22 protein-coding genes are annotated in these 20,871 nt (G+C 40.8%); 13 read left to right on the forward strand and 9 right to left on the reverse strand.

All coding sequences use genetic code 11. The features are described from left to right. Positions 1-52: 52 nt before the first annotated feature. From O2Q26_RS06475 to O2Q26_RS06490, 4 genes are all read right to left on the reverse strand, one after another. A complete protein-coding gene (locus tag O2Q26_RS06475) occupies positions 53-289 on the reverse strand; it encodes a helix-turn-helix domain-containing protein (protein ID WP_289215114.1) in 237 nt (78 codons plus the stop codon). After that, positions 279-431: a YvrJ family protein gene (locus O2Q26_RS06480; protein WP_289215115.1), complete on the reverse strand. Its 153-nt coding sequence runs from the start codon at positions 429-431 to the stop codon at positions 279-281. Before O2Q26_RS06480 ends, O2Q26_RS06475 begins: the two co-directional genes overlap by 11 nt. 2 nt (positions 432-433) lie before the next feature. After that, positions 434-934, reverse strand: coding sequence for a sigma-70 family RNA polymerase sigma factor (locus O2Q26_RS06485; protein WP_289215116.1), 501 nt, complete (start codon positions 932-934; stop codon positions 434-436). Between the two features lie 122 nt (positions 935-1,056). After that, entirely contained in the window at positions 1,057-1,242 is a 186-nt protein-coding gene (locus O2Q26_RS06490; RefSeq protein ID WP_289215117.1) for a hypothetical protein, read from the reverse strand. A gap of 87 nt (positions 1,243-1,329) precedes the next feature. On the opposite strand from O2Q26_RS06490, the gene O2Q26_RS06495 reads away from it, so the two are divergent. Continuing rightward, complete coding sequence (locus O2Q26_RS06495; RefSeq protein ID WP_289215118.1) at positions 1,330-1,989, forward strand: VC0807 family protein; 660 nt, start codon at positions 1,330-1,332, stop codon at positions 1,987-1,989. Between the two features lie 1,018 nt (positions 1,990-3,007). Here O2Q26_RS06495 and O2Q26_RS06500 read toward each other — a convergent pair. After that, a complete protein-coding gene (locus tag O2Q26_RS06500; RefSeq protein ID WP_289215119.1) occupies positions 3,008-4,117 on the reverse strand; it encodes an NADH:flavin oxidoreductase in 1,110 nt (369 codons plus the stop codon). 165 nt (positions 4,118-4,282) lie between these two features. On the opposite strand from O2Q26_RS06500, the gene O2Q26_RS06505 reads away from it, so the two are divergent. Beyond that, complete coding sequence (locus O2Q26_RS06505) at positions 4,283-4,912, forward strand: flavodoxin family protein (RefSeq protein ID WP_289215120.1); 630 nt, start codon at positions 4,283-4,285, stop codon at positions 4,910-4,912. Positions 4,913-4,954: 42 nt separating this feature from the next. On the opposite strand, the gene O2Q26_RS06510 is transcribed toward O2Q26_RS06505, so the two are convergent. Next, complete coding sequence (locus O2Q26_RS06510; protein ID WP_289215121.1) at positions 4,955-6,328, reverse strand: DUF2254 domain-containing protein; 1,374 nt, start codon at positions 6,326-6,328, stop codon at positions 4,955-4,957. 185 nt (positions 6,329-6,513) lie between these two features. Here O2Q26_RS06510 and cypC point away from each other — a divergent pair, with 185 nt between their 5' ends. Continuing rightward, positions 6,514-7,761, forward strand: coding sequence for a CYP152 family fatty-acid peroxygenase CypC (gene cypC / locus O2Q26_RS06515; RefSeq protein WP_289215122.1), 1,248 nt, complete (start codon positions 6,514-6,516; stop codon positions 7,759-7,761). 81 nt (positions 7,762-7,842) lie between these two features. Continuing rightward, positions 7,843-8,199, forward strand: coding sequence for a DUF2512 family protein (locus O2Q26_RS06520; RefSeq protein WP_289215123.1), 357 nt, complete (start codon positions 7,843-7,845; stop codon positions 8,197-8,199). Between the two features lie 28 nt (positions 8,200-8,227). Here the strand turns inward: O2Q26_RS06520 and O2Q26_RS06525 are convergent, their stop codons facing one another. After that, a complete protein-coding gene (locus O2Q26_RS06525) occupies positions 8,228-8,998 on the reverse strand; it encodes a TatD family hydrolase (RefSeq protein ID WP_289215124.1) in 771 nt (256 codons plus the stop codon). A 143-nt stretch (positions 8,999-9,141) separates the two neighbouring features. On the opposite strand from O2Q26_RS06525, the gene O2Q26_RS06530 reads away from it, so the two are divergent. Continuing rightward, positions 9,142-10,104: an ATP-grasp domain-containing protein gene (locus O2Q26_RS06530; protein WP_289215125.1), complete on the forward strand. Its 963-nt coding sequence runs from the start codon at positions 9,142-9,144 to the stop codon at positions 10,102-10,104. A 351-nt stretch (positions 10,105-10,455) separates the two neighbouring features. Here O2Q26_RS06530 and O2Q26_RS06535 read toward each other — a convergent pair whose 3' ends face one another. After that, positions 10,456-11,517, reverse strand: a complete 1,062-nt coding sequence (locus O2Q26_RS06535; RefSeq protein ID WP_289215126.1) for an NAD(P)/FAD-dependent oxidoreductase — start codon at positions 11,515-11,517, stop codon at positions 10,456-10,458. Positions 11,518-11,785: 268 nt separating this feature from the next. On the opposite strand from O2Q26_RS06535, the gene O2Q26_RS06540 reads away from it, so the two are divergent. The 8 genes from O2Q26_RS06540 (at position 11,786) to hepT (ending at position 20,161) form a co-directional block, all read left to right on the forward strand. Further along, positions 11,786-13,162: a Glu/Leu/Phe/Val family dehydrogenase gene (locus O2Q26_RS06540; protein WP_289215127.1), complete on the forward strand. Its 1,377-nt coding sequence runs from the start codon at positions 11,786-11,788 to the stop codon at positions 13,160-13,162. 159 nt (positions 13,163-13,321) lie between these two features. Continuing rightward, on the forward strand, positions 13,322-14,140 hold the full coding sequence (locus O2Q26_RS06545; protein WP_289215128.1) for an amino acid ABC transporter substrate-binding protein: 819 nt from the start codon (positions 13,322-13,324) through the stop codon (positions 14,138-14,140). Beyond that, positions 14,118-14,822: an amino acid ABC transporter permease gene (locus O2Q26_RS06550; protein WP_289215321.1), complete on the forward strand. Its 705-nt coding sequence runs from the start codon at positions 14,118-14,120 to the stop codon at positions 14,820-14,822. The genes O2Q26_RS06545 and O2Q26_RS06550 overlap by 23 nt, the downstream gene beginning before the upstream one ends. Before the next feature lie 12 nt (positions 14,823-14,834). Beyond that, positions 14,835-15,572 (forward strand): amino acid ABC transporter ATP-binding protein, encoded by a 738-nt coding sequence (locus O2Q26_RS06555; RefSeq protein WP_289215129.1) that lies wholly within the window; start codon positions 14,835-14,837, stop codon positions 15,570-15,572. A gap of 897 nt (positions 15,573-16,469) precedes the next feature. Continuing rightward, positions 16,470-17,537: a C45 family autoproteolytic acyltransferase/hydrolase gene (locus O2Q26_RS06560; RefSeq protein ID WP_289215130.1), complete on the forward strand. Its 1,068-nt coding sequence runs from the start codon at positions 16,470-16,472 to the stop codon at positions 17,535-17,537. A gap of 309 nt (positions 17,538-17,846) precedes the next feature. Beyond that, entirely contained in the window at positions 17,847-18,977 is a 1,131-nt protein-coding gene (locus O2Q26_RS06565) for a glycerate kinase (RefSeq protein ID WP_289215131.1), read from the forward strand. Positions 18,978-19,362: 385 nt separating this feature from the next. Beyond that, positions 19,363-19,755 carry a type VII toxin-antitoxin system MntA family adenylyltransferase antitoxin gene (gene mntA / locus O2Q26_RS06570; RefSeq protein WP_289215132.1) on the forward strand — a complete coding sequence of 131 codons (393 nt, stop codon included), beginning with the start codon at positions 19,363-19,365 and terminating at the stop codon, positions 19,753-19,755. A 37-nt stretch (positions 19,756-19,792) separates the two neighbouring features. Beyond that, entirely contained in the window at positions 19,793-20,161 is a 369-nt protein-coding gene (hepT, locus tag O2Q26_RS06575) for a type VII toxin-antitoxin system HepT family RNase toxin (protein ID WP_289215133.1), read from the forward strand. A 78-nt stretch (positions 20,162-20,239) separates the two neighbouring features. Here the strand turns inward: hepT and O2Q26_RS06580 are convergent, their stop codons facing one another. Next, on the reverse strand, positions 20,240-20,725 hold the full coding sequence (locus O2Q26_RS06580; RefSeq protein ID WP_289215134.1) for a DinB family protein: 486 nt from the start codon (positions 20,723-20,725) through the stop codon (positions 20,240-20,242). Positions 20,726-20,871 lie beyond the last annotated feature (146 nt).

The raw sequence follows: 20,871 nt of genomic DNA on the forward strand, positions 1-20,871 counted from the left end.
CTCTACCATAAATTTGAACAAAAAAGCTGCCCTCGTTTTTAAAAAGGGCAGCTTATTTCATGTCTTCATACTGTTTCCAAAAAGAGGCCTGGTTCTTCTCTATATTGAATTTTTCGACAGAATGTACTAGCTGTATCCGTAATTCTTGTTCCAGATCATCTCGCTCAGCAGGGGGAAAGGTCGAACCGAGTTTTTTGATTTTTGGTTCGAACCTTTCAATCAATTCAGTAATTGCTTTTTCATCGTTTGCTTTTGCTCGCAATAAAATATCATACAATCTATTTTTCATCCTTATCCTCATCCTCCACAATTTCTATCATGACATCTTCCAGCCTTTGAATGCTCTTGTCTAATCTAAATAAAATAAATGAAGCGACTACGATAGGAAACCCGAAACTTTCGACGGCTGTAATCCAAATATCTACACCCATTACTAATCTCCTCCTTGATATGCTCCTCTTAATTTTATGACCGCCCGCTGGTAGGACTTTGAAACAGATTGTTGAGAGACTGAAAGCTCATCCGCAATTTCTTTGAACGTATATAAATCAACTGCATGTTCGTATAATATGAACTGCTGTCTTTGAGATAATTGCTTAATGGTATGGTAGAGTATTTTGTCCTCTAAGGATTCATATAGATCCTGGTAGTGGACAGGTTCTTCTTTCGTTATGTCTGCCAACTCGATTTTTTCTACGTCCATTACATACTGGTCTTTTAAGGTATAGCACTTCTTACGGTAATCTTTCGCCGCCCTCCATAAAGCTGTATTCACATAACTTACGAATTTCGCCTCGATTTGACATGGATAAAACAACTCGTTTACATCGTTTCCGTTTTGAGACGAAGGCGATTGGACCGCAGTGTTGTCCGCGTGTGCATATACTGGATTTTGTAAAGAAGATAGAAGCGGCTCTTGAATTTGTTTCCTCATTTTCCAACCCTCCTTACTAAAGAATAAGGGTTGATCACAATAATTCACAACCTACTTACGAACTAGTGTTCGTATTTTTGTCAAAAATATACCCTTTTCTATCTAAGAAAAGGGGAGAATCATCACTCGAACTGACGACGATAAGCTCTTCGATAAAGGATAAATTGGATGCCGGTCAACCCAAAAAACAACACAATAGGAATCGGCCACTCAAATGATAAATCGCGGGCAGACCTCAATAAATAGTATAATAAGACGCTCAACACGCCTGTCAAAACTGGATAAACGTATACTTGCCACTTTCTCATAGTAGAACTCCTTTAAAAATCTTTTATCCCTCTCTCAGTTACTTTACAATAAATGTATAATGCCTACAAATGAAGGGAGGTTTGAACATGAAAAACCACTTCGTCCTGCTCGATTTAATCTTTTACGTAGTCTTCCCTTTAGCCGTGTGGAATCTTACTCGCGATCCGATAGGCGACTACTACGCCATGCTGTTATCCTCAGTACCCGGCATTATTTACACGGTATACCGTTTTATGGCTTTGAAAAAAGTGAATGTGTTCGGACTTTATATGATTTCCACATTGGTCGTTGGGACGCTCATCGATGTCCTCGCAGGAAACGCTATCCGTCTTCTATGGTATAACGTTATATATGCCTACGTCCTTGCTGGACTGTTTTTACTAACAATCGTCATCAAAAAACCGATTGCCCTCTATTTTGCCCTTGATTTCACAGAGCTTCAAGGGGATGATCGAGCATTCAATAAGCGTCTTTTTTATCAAAAGAAGATTTATCGGATTTTTTCGTGGATTGTCGCCGGTTTTGCTTTTCAAAATATCCTGTCAGCTACGTTGAAAGCGTGGCTGATTACGGAATACGGTGTAGAAGCTTTTGATAAAGGCATCATTCTCCGTCAAGTCATTAACTGGGGACTCACATTTATAATTATGGCTGGATTTTTCTACATAAGCAAGGTCATCAACGAATCACCGCAATTGATTGAAAAAGTGAAGCAGGATATGAAGGAGGAAAAGCTGAGCAGCTGACCTTTGATAGGTTAGTCCATGATTTTTTCAGTATCGCCGAGGTATTATAGTCGTTACTGAGAAATCTCCTATAGAAGTGTTACACGAACGTAAAAGGTTAATAGGGAAATGATAACTTGTAAAAATGGATGGAAAAAGAGAGGGTGGTTGATTTGGGGATCAAGTCTTCACTTTATAAAGTGCTCCGGATATGGAACGATATCGATGCAGTGAGGAAAGGTAGAATCGGAAAGAGGATAGGGAGAAGAGTCGCAGGAAAGGCTTCAGGACGTATCATAAGGAAACTGTTTAAATAGCTTCCCGTTTTTTAAGTGAAGGCTTTGTTAAAGTTCCGTGTTGTTATTCATATAAGCTCCCTATAGTGGAACACTCAGTTTCGAGATGTTTTGACTGTTTCCGCCACAAAAATAGTACTTGAAGGTCCGGGAAATCACTCGCTTTCCATGGGCGTACGGTGAGCTTCCTCGGGCTAACGCCCTCCGGGATCTCACCATGTACTGTTCTCCCATAGGAGTCTCGCAATTTCCCGGACCTTCTTGCTTTAGTGAGGAGGCGGAAACAACTGATACTCTTGAGTGATAACCAGCGGGACTTCTTTATGCAATAAAACGCTTGGAACTACCTCAAAGTGCAGGAAGTTTTAAAACTAAAATGTTATAACCAGAGAACTGGAGTTTAATGCTCCCACTATTACATAAAAATGTTGTTTTCAAGCGACTTCGAGAAGTACATAAATAGTGAAGGGCGGCGGGGAATGGGGAGACTCCTGTGGGAAGAGAGTGCTTGGTGAGATCCCACAGGACGGGACGTCCGAGGAAGCTCACCGCGCTCCCACGGAAAGCGAGTCATTCCCCGCCGCCCTGATCCACTCACCAAATGTCTCGAAATCAAGTCTTCCACTATCCTGCCATATTGTTGAATAACTCACTTATCAATATCAACAACCACCTTTAACATAGCCTAAGTGAATAGAGGTCAGAAAAGCCGCTTTTCATAAGCGGCTTTTCTGTATTTATAATTATTTCACGAGTTCCTTATTAATCTCATGGTCTTTAATATGCGCTAAAGGCAGAAGGGTTTTCTGAAAATCGAATGGTTCCAGCTCCATGCCTGATTTCACTTTGTTCGGTAAGTCTGGGTTAGCTAATGCACTGGTACCCAGAGAGACAAGGTCGGTGTGTTGTTGTTTCAACAGCTGTTCCGCTTTATCCGGATCTCCGAGCTTTCCGTTTGCTATAACGGGAAGTCGGCTGAATTCTTTAGCTGCTGCGGCGAGTGTTCGTGTTCCTTCACCGAAAGATGGAGCGGCACCATCGGCATCAGTCACGTGGATGTAATCAAGCGATGTGCTGCCGAGGGCTGTGAAGATCTCCTCAGCATCTTTCTCACCGCCAGACCATTTATGCTCTCCATCTGCTACTTTAGCTTGGGAAAGACGAATTCCTACAATGTAATCTTCTCCTAAAGCTTCCCGCACATCCTCAATGACCTGCAGGATAATACGTAAGCGATGATCTAATGAACCGCCGTACTCATCGTCCCGATTGTTCAAATAGTCGGTCAAGAATTGGTCGAGCAAATAACCGTTGGCACCGTGAAGCTCGACACCGTCAAAGCCTGACTTCTTAGCGCGGATCGCACTCTGAACAAAAGAGTATTTCGCGTGTTCGATATCTTGAGAATCCATGGCTTTTGGTGTCTGAAACGGTCCTTTACCACCGTAGAATTCAAGCTGTTCACCTTTTGGTGCAACGGCTGATGGGGCAGCTGTTTCATCAGTATAGGCGTTGTACTGGCTTTGACCTCCCGCATGCATAAGCTGTGCAATAAAGGCAGCACCGTTATCTTTAACAGCGTCAACTACTGGTTTCCAGGATTCTGTATGTGATCCATTCGCAAGTCCAGGCTGGTTTTTGTATCCTTGACTGAATCGGTCATCTGTATAGATCCCTTCAGAGATAATGGCGCTGAACCCACCTTTCGCAAAGCGCTCATAGTATTTCTGCATCGTAATATTCGCACGACCGTCGTCTTCTCCGCTGATTCGAGTCATAGGAGCGACTACAAAGCGGTTATCTAATGTGCGATGTTTAATTTTCAGATCTGAGAATAAATGGTGATAGTTCATAATCTTGAACCCTCCTTAAAGGCTTGCTATGTGAATCATATCTGTTTTTTTATCTTATCTTCAAGGTAAATGCTTAAATTATCAGCACTACTAAAAAAAGTATGGTTTGCAAAAATTGTCAATTGGGTATATGGACTAATAATTATCCAGCTAGGAGGAGAGCAAATGGCAGCGTTACAAGCGTTATTCTTAAATGCATCATTAAAAAAATCAGATGAGCCATCCAATACTGAAGGGCTGGCTCAAGAGGTCATAGATATTTATAATGAAAAAGATGTGAAAAGCGAAGTGATCAGACTAGCTGATTACAACATTCCTTATGGGATTGCAAAGGATCTTGGTGAAGGGGATGAGTGGCCGCAGATTTTTGAAAAAGTAAAGGAAGCGGACATCGTCATTCTAGCTTCTCCTATATGGCTTGGAGAAAAAAGCAGCCTGGCTACTGTCGCTATTGAAAGGTTAAATGGCAGCAGCAGTGAAACGAATGAAAAAGGACAGGCGATTTACTACAATAAAGTGGGCGGAGTCGTTATTACTGGGAATGAAGATGGAGCGAAACATGTAGCTTCCTCTATCTTATATGCCTTTTCACACCTCGGTTTTTTAATACCTCCAAATGTCGATACTTACTGGGTAGGAGAAGCGGGCCCAGGTCCATCCTATATGGATGAAGGTGGTCAGGACAATGAATTTACAAAATCTCATGTGAAAATGCTTGCCTATAATACGATGCACTTAGCGAATATACTCAAGAAACACCCGATCCCTGCAGAGGGAAATGTAATGGAAGAATGATTAAAAGGGACACCACAACTTGCATGGTGTCCCTTTTTCTTTTTATAGGAGTTTTTTTACTGCATCAACATAATTCTTTTCATGGCCTGTAAAGATCGCTAGTTCCTGAAGAGTCTCAAGGTAATATCTCTTATCCAAATCATAAAGGAAGTGTTGGGAAATGTAGTCGATTGTATTACTTCCAAAGTTCCAAAGGGTATCGTGTTTATCATCAGAGAGAGATTGGGCAAGCATGGTCAGAACTTCAATCAGTTCAGTGAGCAGCGTCAAATCCCCCTTCGATTCTTGTCTAATATAGCCGAACCCTTTGTTAAGAAAGTATTCGAAGTCTTCTGGCTGCATGATGATCCTCGTTTGTTTCTTTGAATCAAGAAGATAAGGTGTGAACGTAACGTCTTCCTCAATAGAAACAATAAGGTCAGCGATATGGTGAATGGTGGAAAGGGCTGTTTGCGGATCAGAGTTGCCTATCGCTTTTACAGCAATTTCACTTAATTTCATGATTCCCATTTTCATTTCCTGGATTTCTGTTTTTTTATGGCCGATTTCAAAAAACTGACGATACTTTTCGGTATCGACGTTATGCTGACCCGGACCCCAATAGGAAAACAAACGATTATGTTTTAAAGAAAAATCACCGACTTTTTTGTGCAGCTGTATGATGATTTCGTCTTTGTCTGCTTCATGGATCATTTCTTTGTAGCGGATCATCTGCAGATACCCTGGCTCGTTAATAGTAAATGTCATTTTATCGTTAAAATAAAACTCGAGTAGAGGGCCAGGCTCATCCCCTTTATGTTCTTCCAGCTCATATTTAAGGGACTGCTTGATCGTTGATTTAGACGTGTTTTTCATAGAATAGGTGAAATTGTGAACTTGCATCCAGCTGGATGCATGGTTGATGAAAAAAATGAAAATGATGATCGTTAATGCAGCCAGAAGCACCGCCATGATGGGAATAGCTGAATAAAATTCATTTTCATTATTTGTTAAAAACAGAAAGATGACGAGTACGTATATAAAACTCCCGTGAAATATCCCCAGCATATGCTGAGTCGTTTTATCTGCGATGAAGTTGAACATCATACGGGGGGAGAACTGAGCACTGAAGTTAGTCAGCACGACTAAGAGCGAGTTCAAAGTAAAGGCGCTCAGAGTGAGGATGCCCCCAATCAGTGCGCTGACTAGTATTTGAGTGGCATCTCCACCTGCACTGAACCAGGGGTGGACAAACTGGGAAATATTCAATTTCAAGTCAAGAAAAATGGTTATAATTATTAGTAAGATTGAGCCTGCAATATAGATGAGGGGCATGGACCATAACGTCATCTGCAGCTCATATTTACGTTGGCGGTCGGACATTTGAAAATATTTTCTCATAGATATCGGAAGTTTATCGATTAATTTTTCTTTCATAAACTACCCCTCCTTTTTCATTTCCTAGAAATCTTACCACAGTTTCACCAATTAACGTGGCTGAAACAGTTTATTTAAATGAACTGTAACGGGTTAGTAATCAAAGTCTTCAAAGCTGTTGTTTAATGCATTGAAAAATAGGAAAACAAAGGTAATAACAAGTAATCCATGAAGGGAGAAACTAAATGAAAACTGTTCCGAAGGATAGAAAATTAGACCAAAGTATAAACGTTTTACGTGAAGGCTACAGGTTTTTGCCTAAAAGATTTGCGAAACTTGATACGGATATTTTCGAAACTCGTTTATTGGGAGAAAAGGTCATTTGTTTAACTGGAGAAGAAGGGGCAAAGCTTTTTTATGACAAAGAGAAATTCCAGCGAAAAGGGGCTTTACCAAAGAGAATTGAAAAGTCTTTATTCGGTGAAAACGCGATTCAAGGAATGGATGGCGATCCTCACGAGCACCGAAAGCTATTATTCATGTCATTGATGACTCCTGAGAAAATGGCCAAACTTGGGCGGCTGACTTCCGAACAATGGCGCAAACAGGCAGAAGGTTGGAAAAACCAAAAGAACATCGTTCTACTTGAAGAAGCTAAAATTGTTTTGTGCCAAGCTGCCTGTCAATGGGCTGGTGTCCCTTTGAAAGAAGGAGAAGTTAAGAAAAGGGCGAATCTGCTCTGGGCGATGGTTGATGCTTTTGGAGCTGTCGGAAGCCGGCATCGAAAAGGCAGGAAAGCGAGAGTCAATGCAGAAAAGTGGATCAAGGAATTAATTGAAAATATCAGAGAAGGAAAGGTTGCAGCTGAAGAGGGGTCTGCCATTTATGAAATGGCATTTCACAGGGATTTAGAAGGAAATCATTTAAGCACCCAGGTTGCAGCAGAGGAATTATTGAATGTTATACGTCCTACGGTTGCCGTAGCGGCTTATGTTGCATTTGGTGCACTGGCGCTTCATGATCATGTTGAAGAAAGAGAAAAGGTAAAGGAAGCACAGGGGGATTATATCGAGAGGTTCGCTCAGGAAATCCGCAGGTTATTTCCATTTGTTCCTTTTTTAGGAGCACGTGTTCGAAAAGACTTTATGTGGGACGGGTACTCATTTGAGAAAGACACGCTCGTCTTAATTGATGTTCACGGAATTGATCACGACCGAAGACTGTGGGAAAGACCTAATCAATTCTCTCCCGAGCGTTTTAAGGACTGGAAGGGTGGACTATTTGATTTCATCCCGCAAGGAGGCGGGGAGCACTACACGGGCCACCGTTGTCCAGGTGAATGGATCACGATGGAAGCTATCAAATCAAGCTTAGAGTTTTTGACACGTGAAATAGAGTATGAAGTTCCAAGTCAGGATCTCAGCTACAGTTTATCTCGGATGCCGTCATTTCCGAAAAGCGGATTTCGCATCCAGGAAGTCGAGTTTAAATGAGTACTCGACCAGATGTGAATACGATAGGATTATTTTGAAATACTAATCCATATCTTTTACACCTGGAAGGAAGGTATTCATTTGACGAGCACATTAGTTAAGATATTCACATTGCCAAGTTTATTGATAGCAGCTATGTACTTTTCTGATCAAGTTAATTATGGAGCCATTTGGCAGCCGTTTATTGTCGCAGCCATACTGATCGTAATTGGTGTGCCAATGGAAAAACAATGGCTTCGTAAAGGAAACCTTTGGTCAAGTGTCGGGATGGATGTTATCAGTTCTTTTTTTATCATATGGGGTCTGTCCAATATGTTCGGAACAGCTTCCGTAACTTTTGCGGGGGCCCTGATTCTCTCATTGATCATTGGAACAGTAGAGTACTTCCTGCATCGCTATTTATTAGGTGTCCACACGTGGGCAGAATCGGCACGATAAGCTCAGGTTGAAGTGACCTGGGCTTGTTTTATGGAAGTTGATAGAAATCCTTCGTGTTTTGAAAGAGGGTTTGATACACCTCTCCTAAATCTTTCTGTTTCATTTCACTGATTTTTTTCACTGAATCATGAATCATGCGAGGATGTGTGATTTCATTTTCCTTAAAGGGATAAGGACCATCAGTTTCGACCATCATCAGTTCTAAAGGGTAATATTGAATAATGGACTGGATTTTCTCTTTGAAAAGGCAGTCAGGAGTAATGGAAATCATATATCCTCTTTTCATCATCCTGTTCATCGTTGTACGTGAACCCTTAAACCAATGGAAGTGTGCTTTTGTGATACCGTGTTTCTCTAAAAGATCGCAAACTAAATCAGCATCATCGTAAACAGCGTGAAGGATGAGAGGTTTATCGATTTCAACAGCCTTCCGCATGAAAGTCTCTAAAGTTCTTACATAATGCTGGAGTGGCAAATTTGGGCGGTGCTCACGAGTATAATAGGGCAGCCCAACTTCTCCAATCGCGATAATGTTTTTATGCTGCTTATCCAATAACTTTAAAATGCTATGTAACTCACCCTCGGAAGGAAGCTTTTGTTCGGGGTGATAGCCGACTGCCGGATAGATAGCTGGATGGCTGGCAGCGAGCCGCAGGTTTTCCATGGAAGAACAGAGGTCGCTGGATACACTTATTAAACCTGTGACGTTGTGTTTCTTAAGATAGTTTATGATGTTTCGCTGTATCTTTTTCTGATACCAATCGAGATGGATATGAGCATCTATTACAGCGTGAGTCATTTTTGGTCACCTCTCTGCCATTATTCTAGTAGATTATCTCAGGCGGAAGAAGTTGTCCAATATGAGCGAATCCTTAGTAGTTCAGTCGGTTTTATATGTTATACTCTAACTAATGATTTTCAACTTAGAGAGGGGTATGACAGATGGGGAAAATTTATGTGATCCACGAAAATGATGAATGGACAGACCATTTGACAAAGCGTTTAGAAGAACTGGAACTGCCTTATGAACTATGGCATTTGAATGAAGGAACAATTGATTTGACTCAGGACCCTCCTGAGGGTGTTTTTTACAATAGGATGAGCGCCTCTTCTCATACGAGAGATCATCGCTTCGCTCCGGAGTATGCAGAAGCTGTACTATCCTGGTTAGAGCGTCATGGACGAACAGTTATCAATGGATCCCGTGCTTTACGGCTTGAAGTAAGTAAAGTCAACCAGTACATGGCGTTGAATGAACTAAACATCACCACACCAAAAACAGTTGCTTCTATTGGAAAAGCTCAAATTATTGAAGCGGCAAAAAAGCTGGACTTGCCTTCCTTCATAACGAAACATAACCGTGCAGGAAAAGGGCAGGGAGTACAGCTTTTTCATTCCATGGAAGCTTTGGACGAGTATGTGTATGGAGATGGATTCGATGAACCGGTTGATGGCATTACGTTAGTCCAGCAGTATATCGAAGCTCCTGAGCCATATATCGTGCGGCATGAATTTGTAGGCGGGAAATTCTTATATGCAGTGAAAGTAGATACTTCTGAAGGGTTTGAACTATGCCCGGCTGATGCTTGCAAAATAGAAGATATGTACTGCCCTACCGATAAGCCTGAAACAACACCGGGCGCCAAGTTCCAAGTGCTGGAAGGGTATTATGATCCTATCATTAAAAAGTATGAGCAATTCTTACAACAAAATGACATTCAGGTAGCGGGTATAGAAGCCATTCAAGACAAAAATGGTGAAATGTATACGTATGACGTGAATACAAACACAAATTATAATACGGATGCTGAAAGAGTAGCTTCTATTTTCGGCATGCTGGAGCTAGCCAGATATTTGGGAAATCAATTGGAGACAGTAAAAGCAAAACAGACGAATGCCGGATAGATTTAAAATCGTTCTGTTGATAAAATAGAGAGGTAGCTAGTAACATTCAGTAAGGCGGTTGACCACCTCCCTTAGAGGGGAGGTGGTGAATTGACAGACTACGAAATTGTGACAGTCGTTCTCACATCAAACTTAGTTTTGATTGGGACTTTAAAAATCGTTCTTGCGATCATTAATGAAAATAAAAAAAAGTAACCATCCCTTCCGCCGCTAAAGCATAGGGTCGTTACTTTTTCATATATGATGCTTAACAGGTCAGCCGTTCACATATTCCTATAAGCTACTAAGCCCGAGTGTTCCAGCACTTGGGCTTTACTATGGGCAGCCTGTTTACGTGCTGCCGACCTACTGTTAGTGACGTTTACTCAACCATAGCACTCCAGATTTAGCTAAACGAGGTAATCGTCCGGTCATCGGCTGCTGCATCATGTTTCCGAAACCATCTGATTTCCCTAGTGATCCTAATGTACCTTTGAGTTTAATTTCTTTCGGTTTGCTTGGTTCTTTATTTTTGAGCAAATCTGAAAGAATCTTTGCTATTTGCTCTCCTTGCTCACCAGCCAATTGTGCACTCGGCGAATAAGCAGAGGAAGCACAATCACCTAATACGTACACATTTTGCTTGGATGGAACCTGGTAGTAATCATTTAGAATTACTTTATCCTGCTCATCCTTCTTAAAAGGGAGTTCCCGCACTAAATAATTAGGGCGCACTCCTGCCGTCCAAATCGTGACATCGTTAAGGTAACACACTCCGTTGTTACACACTCCATCTCTTTCCACATAGCCTACATTCGCATTGTGAAGCACTTCCACGTCATTGCTTGCAAACCAATCTTCTACGTAATTCTGGATTTTTTTATCGAACGCTCGTAGAACGGTTTCACCGCGGTCTAACAGGCGTATGTTAAGGTCTGGACGGCTTTCGCGGATTTCTGACGCTACTTCTATCCCGCTTAAACCTGCGCCGACTACAGTCACTTTTCCATATGCTTGCAAATTACCTACGGAAAAACCAGCACTCCGTGCGTTACTGAAAGATTGGACACTCTCAGTAAATTCACGGGCACCGTCTATTCCGTGATAATTATCTTCGCACCCTAGCCCAATTACTAAATAATCAAAAGGAATGGCTTCCTTGAAGTCTTTGATCAAAACTTGTTCCTGTTCTATATCGATTTTATTGATTTCATAGAATTTATACTCGATCTGATCATGCTGAGGAAATTCAATGCGCACGTTCTTATCTGCTTCCGTACCAGCTGCAATCGTATAAAATTCTGTTTTTAACGAGTGATAAGGATTTCTGTCAATAACGGTGATATGTACGTCTTTAGGAATGCCGTCTTCGAGCAAATTCATAATTATTTTTAGACCACCGTATCCGCCGCCTGCTATTACTAATCGTTTCAAGAGGTGCACCACCTTTACCTGCATTTATTTATCGACTGGATTATACCATTCATTCAAAATTAAGGAAAACGCTTTCTGGCTTATTACAATTTATAGACTACCAAAAAAACGCCTATAACACTAGATAAAGTATAACATTTTTACTGATCTGCTAATACTAGCAATTATATCAGTCAACGCTTCCATATATTACGTTTGAAAGGTTCTAATAAGGGTAGATTGAAATCATATAGGAATTTAGACACAAGTCCGACGGAGGGGAATGACCATGGATAAGAACAGCACAGTTATAGAAAAATCATTGACAGCATTATTAGAAGATGAGAGCTTTTTACCTGATTTGCAGGCCCAAACGAGAGAGCAGGCCTTTAAATCTTTAGTAGCTATCCTATCAACACCGAATCATATACATAAATCATTTTTAAGGGTAGCTCTAGAGAATGGAACAATCGTTCGAATTCCATCTTTCAGGGTCCAGCATAATGATACCCTGGGCCCATACAAAGGCGGGATTCGTTTCCATGAAACAGTGAGTGAAGGTGAGGTCTCGAATTTCGCTCGCCTGATGACCCTTAAAAACTCACTACACGAATTGCCTTTTGGTGGAGGTAAGGGCGGGGTGATTATAAACCCGAGAGAGTATAGTGTGAAAGAGCTGAATTTGATATGTAAAAAGTATGTCCAATATTTCAATGATATATTAGGTCCCGATAAAGATATTCCGGCTCCAGATGCTGGAACAGGGGAGCGGGAAATGGATTGGATGATGGCTGAGTATAAAAACATTCATCCCGGGCAGCCTTACCGGGGCAGTTTTACGGGTAAAAGTATTATTAATGGTGGCTCACTGGGGCGGAAAGAAGCGACAGGAAGAGGTGTTTACTTTACTTTCCGATATATGATGTACGACTTTCTGCGTGAGGAAAAAAAGTGGCTCAGCGAGCAGGATAATAAGTTCGCTGAAACAGCGTTAAGCAAGGCGGATCAAAAACTGACAGTAGCTGTGCAAGGTTTTGGGAACCTGGGTTCTGTTGCGGCACATGAAGCTTTCAAGTGCAACTATCTTCAAAACCAAGTTGTAGCAATCAGCGATCACAATGTCATGCTTTACAATTCTGATGGCTTAGATGTACCTGCACTATCAAAATATGCGAAAGAACATAACGGGGATCTCCCAAACACAGAAGATGAGTTAGCTGAAAATAATATAAAGGCCACCATTAAGGAAAGAGATGACTTATTAGAAATTGATGTTGATGTATTGATCATGGCGGCGTTAGAAAACCAAATTCATGAAGATAATATGGAGAAAATCAAAGCGGAAATTATTGTGGAAGGGGCGAATGCTCCTGTAACAGAAACCGCAGATAATTACCTCAGTGAACGTGGAGTACTGATCATTCCTGATATACTAGCCAATGCCGGAGGTGTGATCGTATCCTATCTGGAGTGGAAACAGGGAAGAGAAACGGAGTTCTATAAGGAAGACCAAATTTATGAGCTTTTATTCGATAGGATGCAGCATACGATGGATACGATTTTACCTCAGTTTTTCGGTGATCCTTTCCCTCTAAGGCAAAATTGTTATATTCATTCTGTTATGAAATTATCAACAGTATTATTTCGTCAAGGTAAATTGTATTAAATTGAAGTGGCTGCCCATGATAAAGGGGAGCCATTTTTTTGTGGTTAAATTTTTTTAAATCAAACAATAATCTTGACGTAGAATGCATCAGCTTGTATGCTCTATAAGTCTACAATTCCGATGTATTTTATATGGATTAAATATGAAAGGAGTTATTTTATGAAAAAATATGCATTTCTATCAATTGCGGCATTATTTATCATTGTTTTATCTGCTTGTGGGTCAAGCGATTCTGAAGGTGGAGAAGATACCTCCTCATCAGAAGGTGGGAACTTGCTAGAACAGATAAAGGAGGAGGGTGTTCTTACAGTTGGAACAGAAGGAACTTATGCGCCCTATACCTTTCATGACGATAACGATGAACTGACTGGATACGATGTCGAAGTAGCGAAAGAAATTGGCGAGCGTATGGATGTCGAAGTAGAATTTGAAGAGACCAAATGGGACTCTATGTTTGCCGGTTTAAATAGTGAGCGTTTTGATATGATCGCAAACCAGGTTGGGATTCAGCCGGATCGTGAGGAAAAATACAGCTTCTCTGAACCATACACGTATACCTCAGCAGTACTCGTTGCCAAAAGTGATAACGAAGAAATAAAAAGCTTTGATGACTTAGAAGGAGCCTTATCTGCACAATCCTTAACGAGTAATTATGCGGACATTGCTAAACAATATGGCGCGGAAATAGAGAGTGTCGAAGGGTTTACTCCTGCTATGGAATTATTAAACAACGATCGAGTGGATGCAACTGTTAATGATCGTTTATCTGTACTGGATTACTTAAATCAAAAAGGCGATAATTCTCAAGTTGAAATTGTTGATCAAGAAGACGACGCTTCAGAAACAGCTATGATGTTTCGTCAGGACAATCCGGAACTAGTAGAAGCCGTCAATGATGCTCTGGAAGAGATGAGAGAAGATGGCACACTAGAAGAAATATCTAATGAGTGGTTTGATGAAGATGTATCTGTCCAGTAGTTTTTTCAGTTCAGAAAATATAGCTATTTTACAAGACTCCTTTATACCTTTGTTAAAAGGAGTCTTGTCTTATACTATCCCTCTAACTTTAATATCTTTTGTGATCGGGCTATTCATCGCAGTAGTTACTGCTGTATTCCGTATTTCTGGTATAAAAATTTTAGCGGGTATAGCCAGGGTCTATGTTTCTATCATCCGGGGTACTCCATTACTTGTTCAATTATTCATTGTGTTTTTTGGTTTGGGGAATCTTGGGGTTGATTTTTTGAAATTCGAGCCATTCACTGGGGCCATTATTGCCTTTTCATTAAATACGGGAGCCTATGCTTCTGAGATTATAAGGGCTTCCATATTATCTATTGAAAAAGGGCAGTGGGAAGCTTCATCTTCTATAGGGATGTCTTATTTTCAATCTTTAAAAAGGGTCATTCTGCCTCAGGCAACAAGGGTTTCCATCCCTCCACTCTCTAATTCATTTATAGGATTAGTCAAGGAAACCTCTCTTGCTTCTACGATATTAGTAAGTGAGATGTTTAGAAAAGCACAAGAAATTGTTGCGACTACGTATACACCTCTATTAGTTTATGTCGAAGCGGCAGCGATTTATTGGGTGATTTGTTTTATATTATCCCTTATTCAAGACCGTATCGAAACTCGTTTAAACCGTTATGTTAAAACGTAAGGAGAATTCTTTATGATAAGTACGCAGAAAATATCTAAACAATTCGGTGACTTGGTCGTTCTTAAAGATATTGATTTGGAAGTGGAAAAAGGAAAAGTGGTCGTAGTGATCGGACCGTCCGGCTCCGGTAAAACAACACTTCTAAGGTGTCTGAACCTGCTTGAGCAGCCTGAAAGTGGTTTAATCAGCATCGATCAACAATCGATTGATTTTGGGAAAAAATTATCCAAGAAAGAAATTCGGAGCTTTAGAAAGAAATCTGGGATGGTATTTCAGACGTATAATTTGTTTCCCCACTTCACTGCGCTTCAGAATGTGATGGAAGGGCCAGTCACTGTACAAAAAGTTAATAAAACAGAAGCAAAAAAAAGAGCGGTCGAGCTTTTAACAAAAGTTGGATTGAAAGAAAAGATAGATGTTTTCCCTTACCAGCTTTCAGGTGGCCAGCAGCAGCGTGTTGGGATTGCGCGTGCTATGGCTATAGACCCTAAAGTCATGTTATTTGATGAACCTACTTCTGCACTTGACCCTGAGCTTGTGGGAGAGGTATTGCTCGTTATGAAAGATCTTGCTAAAGAAGGAAGAACGATGGTCGTTGTAACTCATGAAATGAAGTTCGCTAAAGAAGTAGCCGATGAAGTTATTTTTATGGACGAAGGGAAGATTATTGAGCGAGGCGAACCTGTGGATCTATTTGAACGCCCTAAAGAAGAGCGCACGAAAAAATTCTTAAACCTAATTAATCAATAAATCAAAGGTACCTGTGCTTAGGTGCCTTTTTTAGAAGGTTATTTACTTTATCAAATGAATTTCTTCTATTAAAATAGCTGTATTATTAAAAGTTGTGGATTTTTTATATAGGGGTAATTTAACAATAGAGCAGAATTTTTAAAGACTCAGTTTTAGATTGCGGGGGTCGTTATCGTATGAAATATAGGTTGGTTGGGAAACAACTCGCTTTCCTGCGGGGGACCTGGCAAGCTTCCTCGGGCTTCGCCCTGTGGGATCAAGCCTAGCCCCTTCTCCCGCGAAAGTCTAGTCGTTTCCCAACCAACCTAATCGAAATGAAATGAACGGCCCATCATAGTAGGATGAATCAATCCTAAGAAAAAGCGTTCTTCTGCACTTTTTTGCTCATAAGAATTTTTTTCAAGTGATGCTGTTTATCACATTTTTCCGTCATTCTTACAAACGCTAGAAGGGCCGGGAAATTGCGAGACTCCTATTGTAAAAGCGGAAGCGCTTTGTTCAGCGGCGTATGGACTGGACTGAGCTGGCGGAGATAAAGGAAACACGAAGAACGGAGTGATTCGATGTTGACTTATCGTACAGAAGTGAAGGAAGTCTCAGTAGCCGCTAAGCGCTGGAGCTGGATAGTTCCCCATAAGTTTTATGAGCTGATTTACGGTTCTAGACTAATTTACGTGTAAGAGATGGGATGACAGTACATGGTGAGATCCCACAGGGCGTTAGCCCGAGGAAGCTCACCGTACGCCCATGGAAAGCGAGTGATTTCCCGGACCTTCAATCTCTATTTTAAGGAACGGAAACTAACCAGATAACTTCCATATAATATGAAACAATCAACACTGAAATTATGGAACCAAAAAAATCAATAACCACCCTACAGCAAAAGAGGTTTTTGTCATGAAACAAGTACATAGCGAGATTCTTCAGTTTCGAGGAACCCATTATGATTTCGGGTATATACAGGGAGAACAGTTGAAACATTCACTAACGGTGAAAAATCGGGAAAAACAGTGGAGGGTCCGTAAACCAAGGTTCATAGTAAAGGAGTCAGAAGTAAAACAAGCTATTACACGCTTTGCACCCGGACTCTGGGAAGAACTTAAAGGCTTGCGCGATGCCCTTGAATGGCCAATGGATCGGGTGATGATGGAGTTCGGCGGATACCGCATAGACTACAAAAAGTCGGGATGCTCCATCATGACGGGAGACGGCTACTTCATAAGAAATTATGATTATATGCCCAAAACATATGAAGGAAGGTATTCATTTTTCCAGCCTACTGATGGAGGTTATGCGATTGCCGGCCCAACCCAGCGTATAACAGGGAGGATGGACGGGATGAACGAACATGGCCTCACAATGGGGTATAACTTTATGCACCGTAAAAAACCAGGAGACGGTTTTATCTGCTGTATGATCGGACGGTTGATCCTGGAGTCCTGTGCTAACGTGAAAGAAGCAGTCGATATGCTGAAGGAAATACCGCACCGTCATTCTTTCAGTTATATTGTATTTGATCCCAGCAACCAGACCTATGTCATTGAGGCTTCTCCACGCGGCGTCGAAGTGAGAGAGTCCAACGTGTGTACGAACCATTTTGAAAAAATGAAAAAAGAGAATCGTAACCATCTCGTAGACTCAATGAAACGACTCGATGCTATAAATGAGGCTAGAAGCCGATTACATGGAGCTTATGATGCGTTTCGTCTCATGAATGATACAGATCGAGGAGTTTTCTCTAAGCAATATAGTAACTGGGCGGGTACCATCCACACTTCTGGATATCTTCCCAAAGAGCTGAAAGCATGGTTTGCGCTTGGGGGAGATCAGCAGCCTGTAGAGTTTGATTTTAAAAAATGGTTAGCTGGAGAAGATATTTCAGACGAAGTTATTACAGGTGAAGTAGATACTGATATTCCTTTTGTCCATATGGACGAAGGAGCTTATTGGACAGGACGCAAATAATGTGAAGCGCACTCATCACGAGTGCGTTTTTTTTGATATGTGGAGGGTAGTGTAGAAGTATAGATACGATAGCGGGTCATTTACCTGGGAACGATTATGAGAAATCAAGTGTAATCAGCCAAAAGGAAAACTTCGAATAAAAAATATTTAAGGAACTTTAATTTTTTGACTTTTTTCTGCTTAACTGAACTTGTGCAAATGAACAAGGAAACGTGTATGGTAACCTATTGTTCTTAAAACCCCGTCTAATTGTAATCGCAGCGATAGTCAATTTGAATAGAAGTATAACGTATGAAGGGGGAGGTTCTTATGAAAGTTTTATTCGCGCCGGACTCATTTAAAGGCAGTATGTCGTCGGCTGCAGCGGCTAAGGTTATGGAAAGAGCATTCCAATCTGTCGACCCGTTGATTGAAACCGCGATTAAACCTATGGCGGATGGAGGAGAAGGTACGCTTTCCGCTATGGTAAATGCGATAGAGGGGGATATGGTGGAACTTGGATGCACGGGGCCGCTTGGAGAAAGAAGAACAACTGGATACTTAGAAATTGGGAATAAAACAGCTGTGATCGAGGGTGCTGAAATAGCGGGTTTACCACTCGTACCCGAAGAACAAAGAAATCCAGATTACACGACGACCTACGGCATCGGGGAAGTCATTTTACATGCTCTTGATCGTGGCAATAAGGAGCTGGTTCTAGCTTTGGGAGGAAGCTCTTCAAACGATGGAGGGTTGGGAGTCTTTCAAGCTTTGGGAATGCGTGCATACGATGCAGATGGTCAGAGTACAGGCTGCTTTGGGAAGGATGTCATGAAAGTAGACAGCGTAGATTTTACATCTCTAGACCCTAGATTGAAAGAGACGACCATTCGTGTAGCATGCGATGTCGACAATCCTTTAACAGGATCTCGTGGTGCCACTTATGTGTACGGTCCACAAAAAGGTGCCACCGAAAAACAAGTCGAAGAGTATGATCAAGCTTTAGAACATTTTGGCCGATTGGTTGAAGAGGCCTTGGGTGGTAATTTCTCGTGTGAAGAAGGAGCGGGAGCCGCTGGTGGACTTGGTTTCGCTTTTTTAGCTTTGGGCGGCCGGCTGTTCTCTGGAGCCGAGCTTGTTTCCGATGCTATTCAATTAGAAGAGGCAGTGAAAAAGTCAGATATGATTATTACGGGAGAAGGACAAAGTGATGTCCAAACGCTTTACGGTAAAGCGCCGGGGTATGTTGCAAAGCTAGCTAAAGAAAATGGCAAGCCCGTTATTCTTTTATCTGGAAGCCTGGATGGACCTATGGATGAGCTTAACACAATTTTTTCTGGGTGTTTTTCCATTGTTCCTGGACCTAGATCTTTAGGAAGTTGTATAGAAAATGGAGAAGAATATTTGTTCGAAGCTTGCAGACAAATGGCTCATTTGATTTGGACAATTTTACAGAAGTGACGGATAATTAGGTGGGGTAGGGTTAATCCATATAAGTGTTTGAGTTATTCTTGAAAAATCATGTGTCACGATGAGAATAGCAGGAGCTCTCATTCAAGGCATAAGCGCTATTATCAGGACAACAGTGTTGTGGTTTACCTTCGTGTAAAAGAAATTCAGCTTATTTATGAAAAAATGTTTAACTTATGTCGTATTGAGGAACCCTTAATTATAAGTAAATGGTAGAGTTTGATTTTGTCAATTTCTCATGATTTATGATATGAAGAATACGTAAGATAATATGAAGAATGCAGTTGTGAAGGGCTGTAGAAACATTGTAGGAAAAGAGCTGGCTTGATGTCAGCTCTTTTTCTTAAGTGTTGGATTTTAGTAAGGGAGTGGTTTCTTGCATGGGAATTTCATTCCATATATGAGAGCTTTTTTAGTTGAAAAATTGGATCCATCCTTCATTATCATGTTCGGATCTTACTCCAATGGAGCTGAGCGCGGTGAGAGTGACATTGATTTAGCTTTTTGTAGTAATCAGCAACATTCTGCGTATAAGTTGTTTTTGATGGGGCAGCAGCTAGCGGATGTAATCGAAGAGGAAGTTCATTTGGTAGATATAAGAAATGCTTCATTTACATTTCGGACTCAAATATTCTCAAGAGGTACGGTCATTTTCTCAGAGGACGAACGATTACGGATGGAATTACAGATGGGAGCTTACAGCATGTATGCTTTAACTAATGAGGAGCAGGCTGTGATCTCGAATAGTATCAATGAAAGAAGGGCCTAAGATGCATGATGAGGTGATAGTAAGTAAGATTAATTCTATGGAGCGATGTATTCAGAAGGTCTATATTGTGTATGATGATGACCCTGATCACTTACTGGACTCTGTCAAGCAGGACTCGATAGTACTTAATATTCAACGTGCTTGTAAAGCAGCAATTGATCTGTCCATTCATATCAATGCTGAATACCATTTCGGAGTGCCCCAGACGTATAAGGACTCATTTGACATTTTATTTGATAAAGGAATAATTAATGATTCTATGAAAGTGAAGGTCAAAAATATCGAAGGATTCCGTCATCTAGCGTCAGAAGATTGTAAAAAGATAAATTTAAATAAATTAAAAGTTACTATTGAGAAAGATTTAGGGGATTTATCATTATTGGGCAAACAAATCTTGAATTATTGAAAAGCAGACTTACTTGAACTGCCTTCCCATTGTTATACACAATAGGAAGGTATGGTTCATAGTAGTCTGTTTTTTTGTTTATTTGATGTTTTGATAGATTTCCTTCATTTGATCTAAATGTCTGAGTTCATGCCATCCAATGAATTCTACCCACTGCTTAAGGTTCAAATCACCGAAAGAAGGATGAGGAAAAGCATATAACTCCAAAGTATCTTCGTCTTTATTATGAGTGAGGAATAGCGTAGCTTCACGGCTTTTCTCTAAGCCGTCCCTTGCTTCCTCTAATGACTGAAACTCACCTTTAGGTTTAACTGCTTCTGGAGCGTCCACCTTATACTCCCGATTAGTAGTTTTGTGCAACGGCTTTTCATTGACGTCTTTTGGGGTGCCGTCTTTTAAAGCTTCTCCGATTTGATAGCCCACTAATTGCTCCATTAAATTCAAATGTTCTAAAACTTCAAGTATAGACCAGGAGCTTGAGTCTGGTTTCTTCTTTGCTTCTTCATCATTTAATCCATCGATAAAAGTAAGAACTTCATTTCTCTTTTCCTCAATACCGTACATAAAATAGTCATCCTTTCCAATAATAGGATGGTTTGATTTTATCATAGGTTCTTCAGGAATTCTTTTCATAGACTTTGTTTATGTTCATCATATTTTCACAAAACAGTTTTAGACTAGGAGTACAACTTGGCGGGGAACGAGGTATT

Origin of the sequence: Halobacillus campisalis, from assembly GCF_030345335.1 — a bacterium.
In the GTDB taxonomy this organism is placed as follows: Bacteria; Bacillota; Bacilli; order Bacillales; family Halobacillaceae; genus Halobacillus_A; species Halobacillus_A campisalis.

What these genes read in the sequence shown, in the direction of transcription:
- O2Q26_RS06475 (WP_289215114.1), bottom strand. Translation starts at nt 289, where the DNA reads ATGAAAAATAGATTGTATGATATTTTATTGCGAGCAAAAGCAAACGAT.
- O2Q26_RS06480 (WP_289215115.1), bottom strand. Translation starts at nt 431, where the DNA reads ATGGGTGTAGATATTTGGATTACAGCCGTCGAAAGTTTCGGGTTTCCT.
- O2Q26_RS06485 (WP_289215116.1), bottom strand. Translation starts at nt 934, where the DNA reads ATGAGGAAACAAATTCAAGAGCCGCTTCTATCTTCTTTACAAAATCCA.
- O2Q26_RS06490 (WP_289215117.1), bottom strand. Translation starts at nt 1,242, where the DNA reads ATGAGAAAGTGGCAAGTATACGTTTATCCAGTTTTGACAGGCGTGTTG.
- O2Q26_RS06495 (WP_289215118.1), top strand. Translation starts at nt 1,330, where the DNA reads ATGAAAAACCACTTCGTCCTGCTCGATTTAATCTTTTACGTAGTCTTC.
- O2Q26_RS06500 (WP_289215119.1), bottom strand. Translation starts at nt 4,117, where the DNA reads ATGAACTATCACCATTTATTCTCAGATCTGAAAATTAAACATCGCACA.
- O2Q26_RS06505 (WP_289215120.1), top strand. Translation starts at nt 4,283, where the DNA reads ATGGCAGCGTTACAAGCGTTATTCTTAAATGCATCATTAAAAAAATCA.
- O2Q26_RS06510 (WP_289215121.1), bottom strand. Translation starts at nt 6,328, where the DNA reads ATGAAAGAAAAATTAATCGATAAACTTCCGATATCTATGAGAAAATAT.
- cypC (WP_289215122.1), top strand. Translation starts at nt 6,514, where the DNA reads ATGAAAACTGTTCCGAAGGATAGAAAATTAGACCAAAGTATAAACGTT.
- O2Q26_RS06525 (WP_289215124.1), bottom strand. Translation starts at nt 8,998, where the DNA reads ATGACTCACGCTGTAATAGATGCTCATATCCATCTCGATTGGTATCAG.
- O2Q26_RS06530 (WP_289215125.1), top strand. Translation starts at nt 9,142, where the DNA reads ATGGGGAAAATTTATGTGATCCACGAAAATGATGAATGGACAGACCAT.
- O2Q26_RS06540 (WP_289215127.1), top strand. Translation starts at nt 11,786, where the DNA reads ATGGATAAGAACAGCACAGTTATAGAAAAATCATTGACAGCATTATTA.
- O2Q26_RS06545 (WP_289215128.1), top strand. Translation starts at nt 13,322, where the DNA reads ATGAAAAAATATGCATTTCTATCAATTGCGGCATTATTTATCATTGTT.
- O2Q26_RS06550 (WP_289215321.1), top strand. Translation starts at nt 14,118, where the DNA reads ATGAAGATGTATCTGTCCAGTAGTTTTTTCAGTTCAGAAAATATAGCT.
- O2Q26_RS06555 (WP_289215129.1), top strand. Translation starts at nt 14,835, where the DNA reads ATGATAAGTACGCAGAAAATATCTAAACAATTCGGTGACTTGGTCGTT.
- O2Q26_RS06560 (WP_289215130.1), top strand. Translation starts at nt 16,470, where the DNA reads ATGAAACAAGTACATAGCGAGATTCTTCAGTTTCGAGGAACCCATTAT.
- O2Q26_RS06565 (WP_289215131.1), top strand. Translation starts at nt 17,847, where the DNA reads ATGAAAGTTTTATTCGCGCCGGACTCATTTAAAGGCAGTATGTCGTCG.
- hepT (WP_289215133.1), top strand. Translation starts at nt 19,793, where the DNA reads ATGGAGCGATGTATTCAGAAGGTCTATATTGTGTATGATGATGACCCT.
- O2Q26_RS06580 (WP_289215134.1), bottom strand. Translation starts at nt 20,725, where the DNA reads ATGTACGGTATTGAGGAAAAGAGAAATGAAGTTCTTACTTTTATCGAT.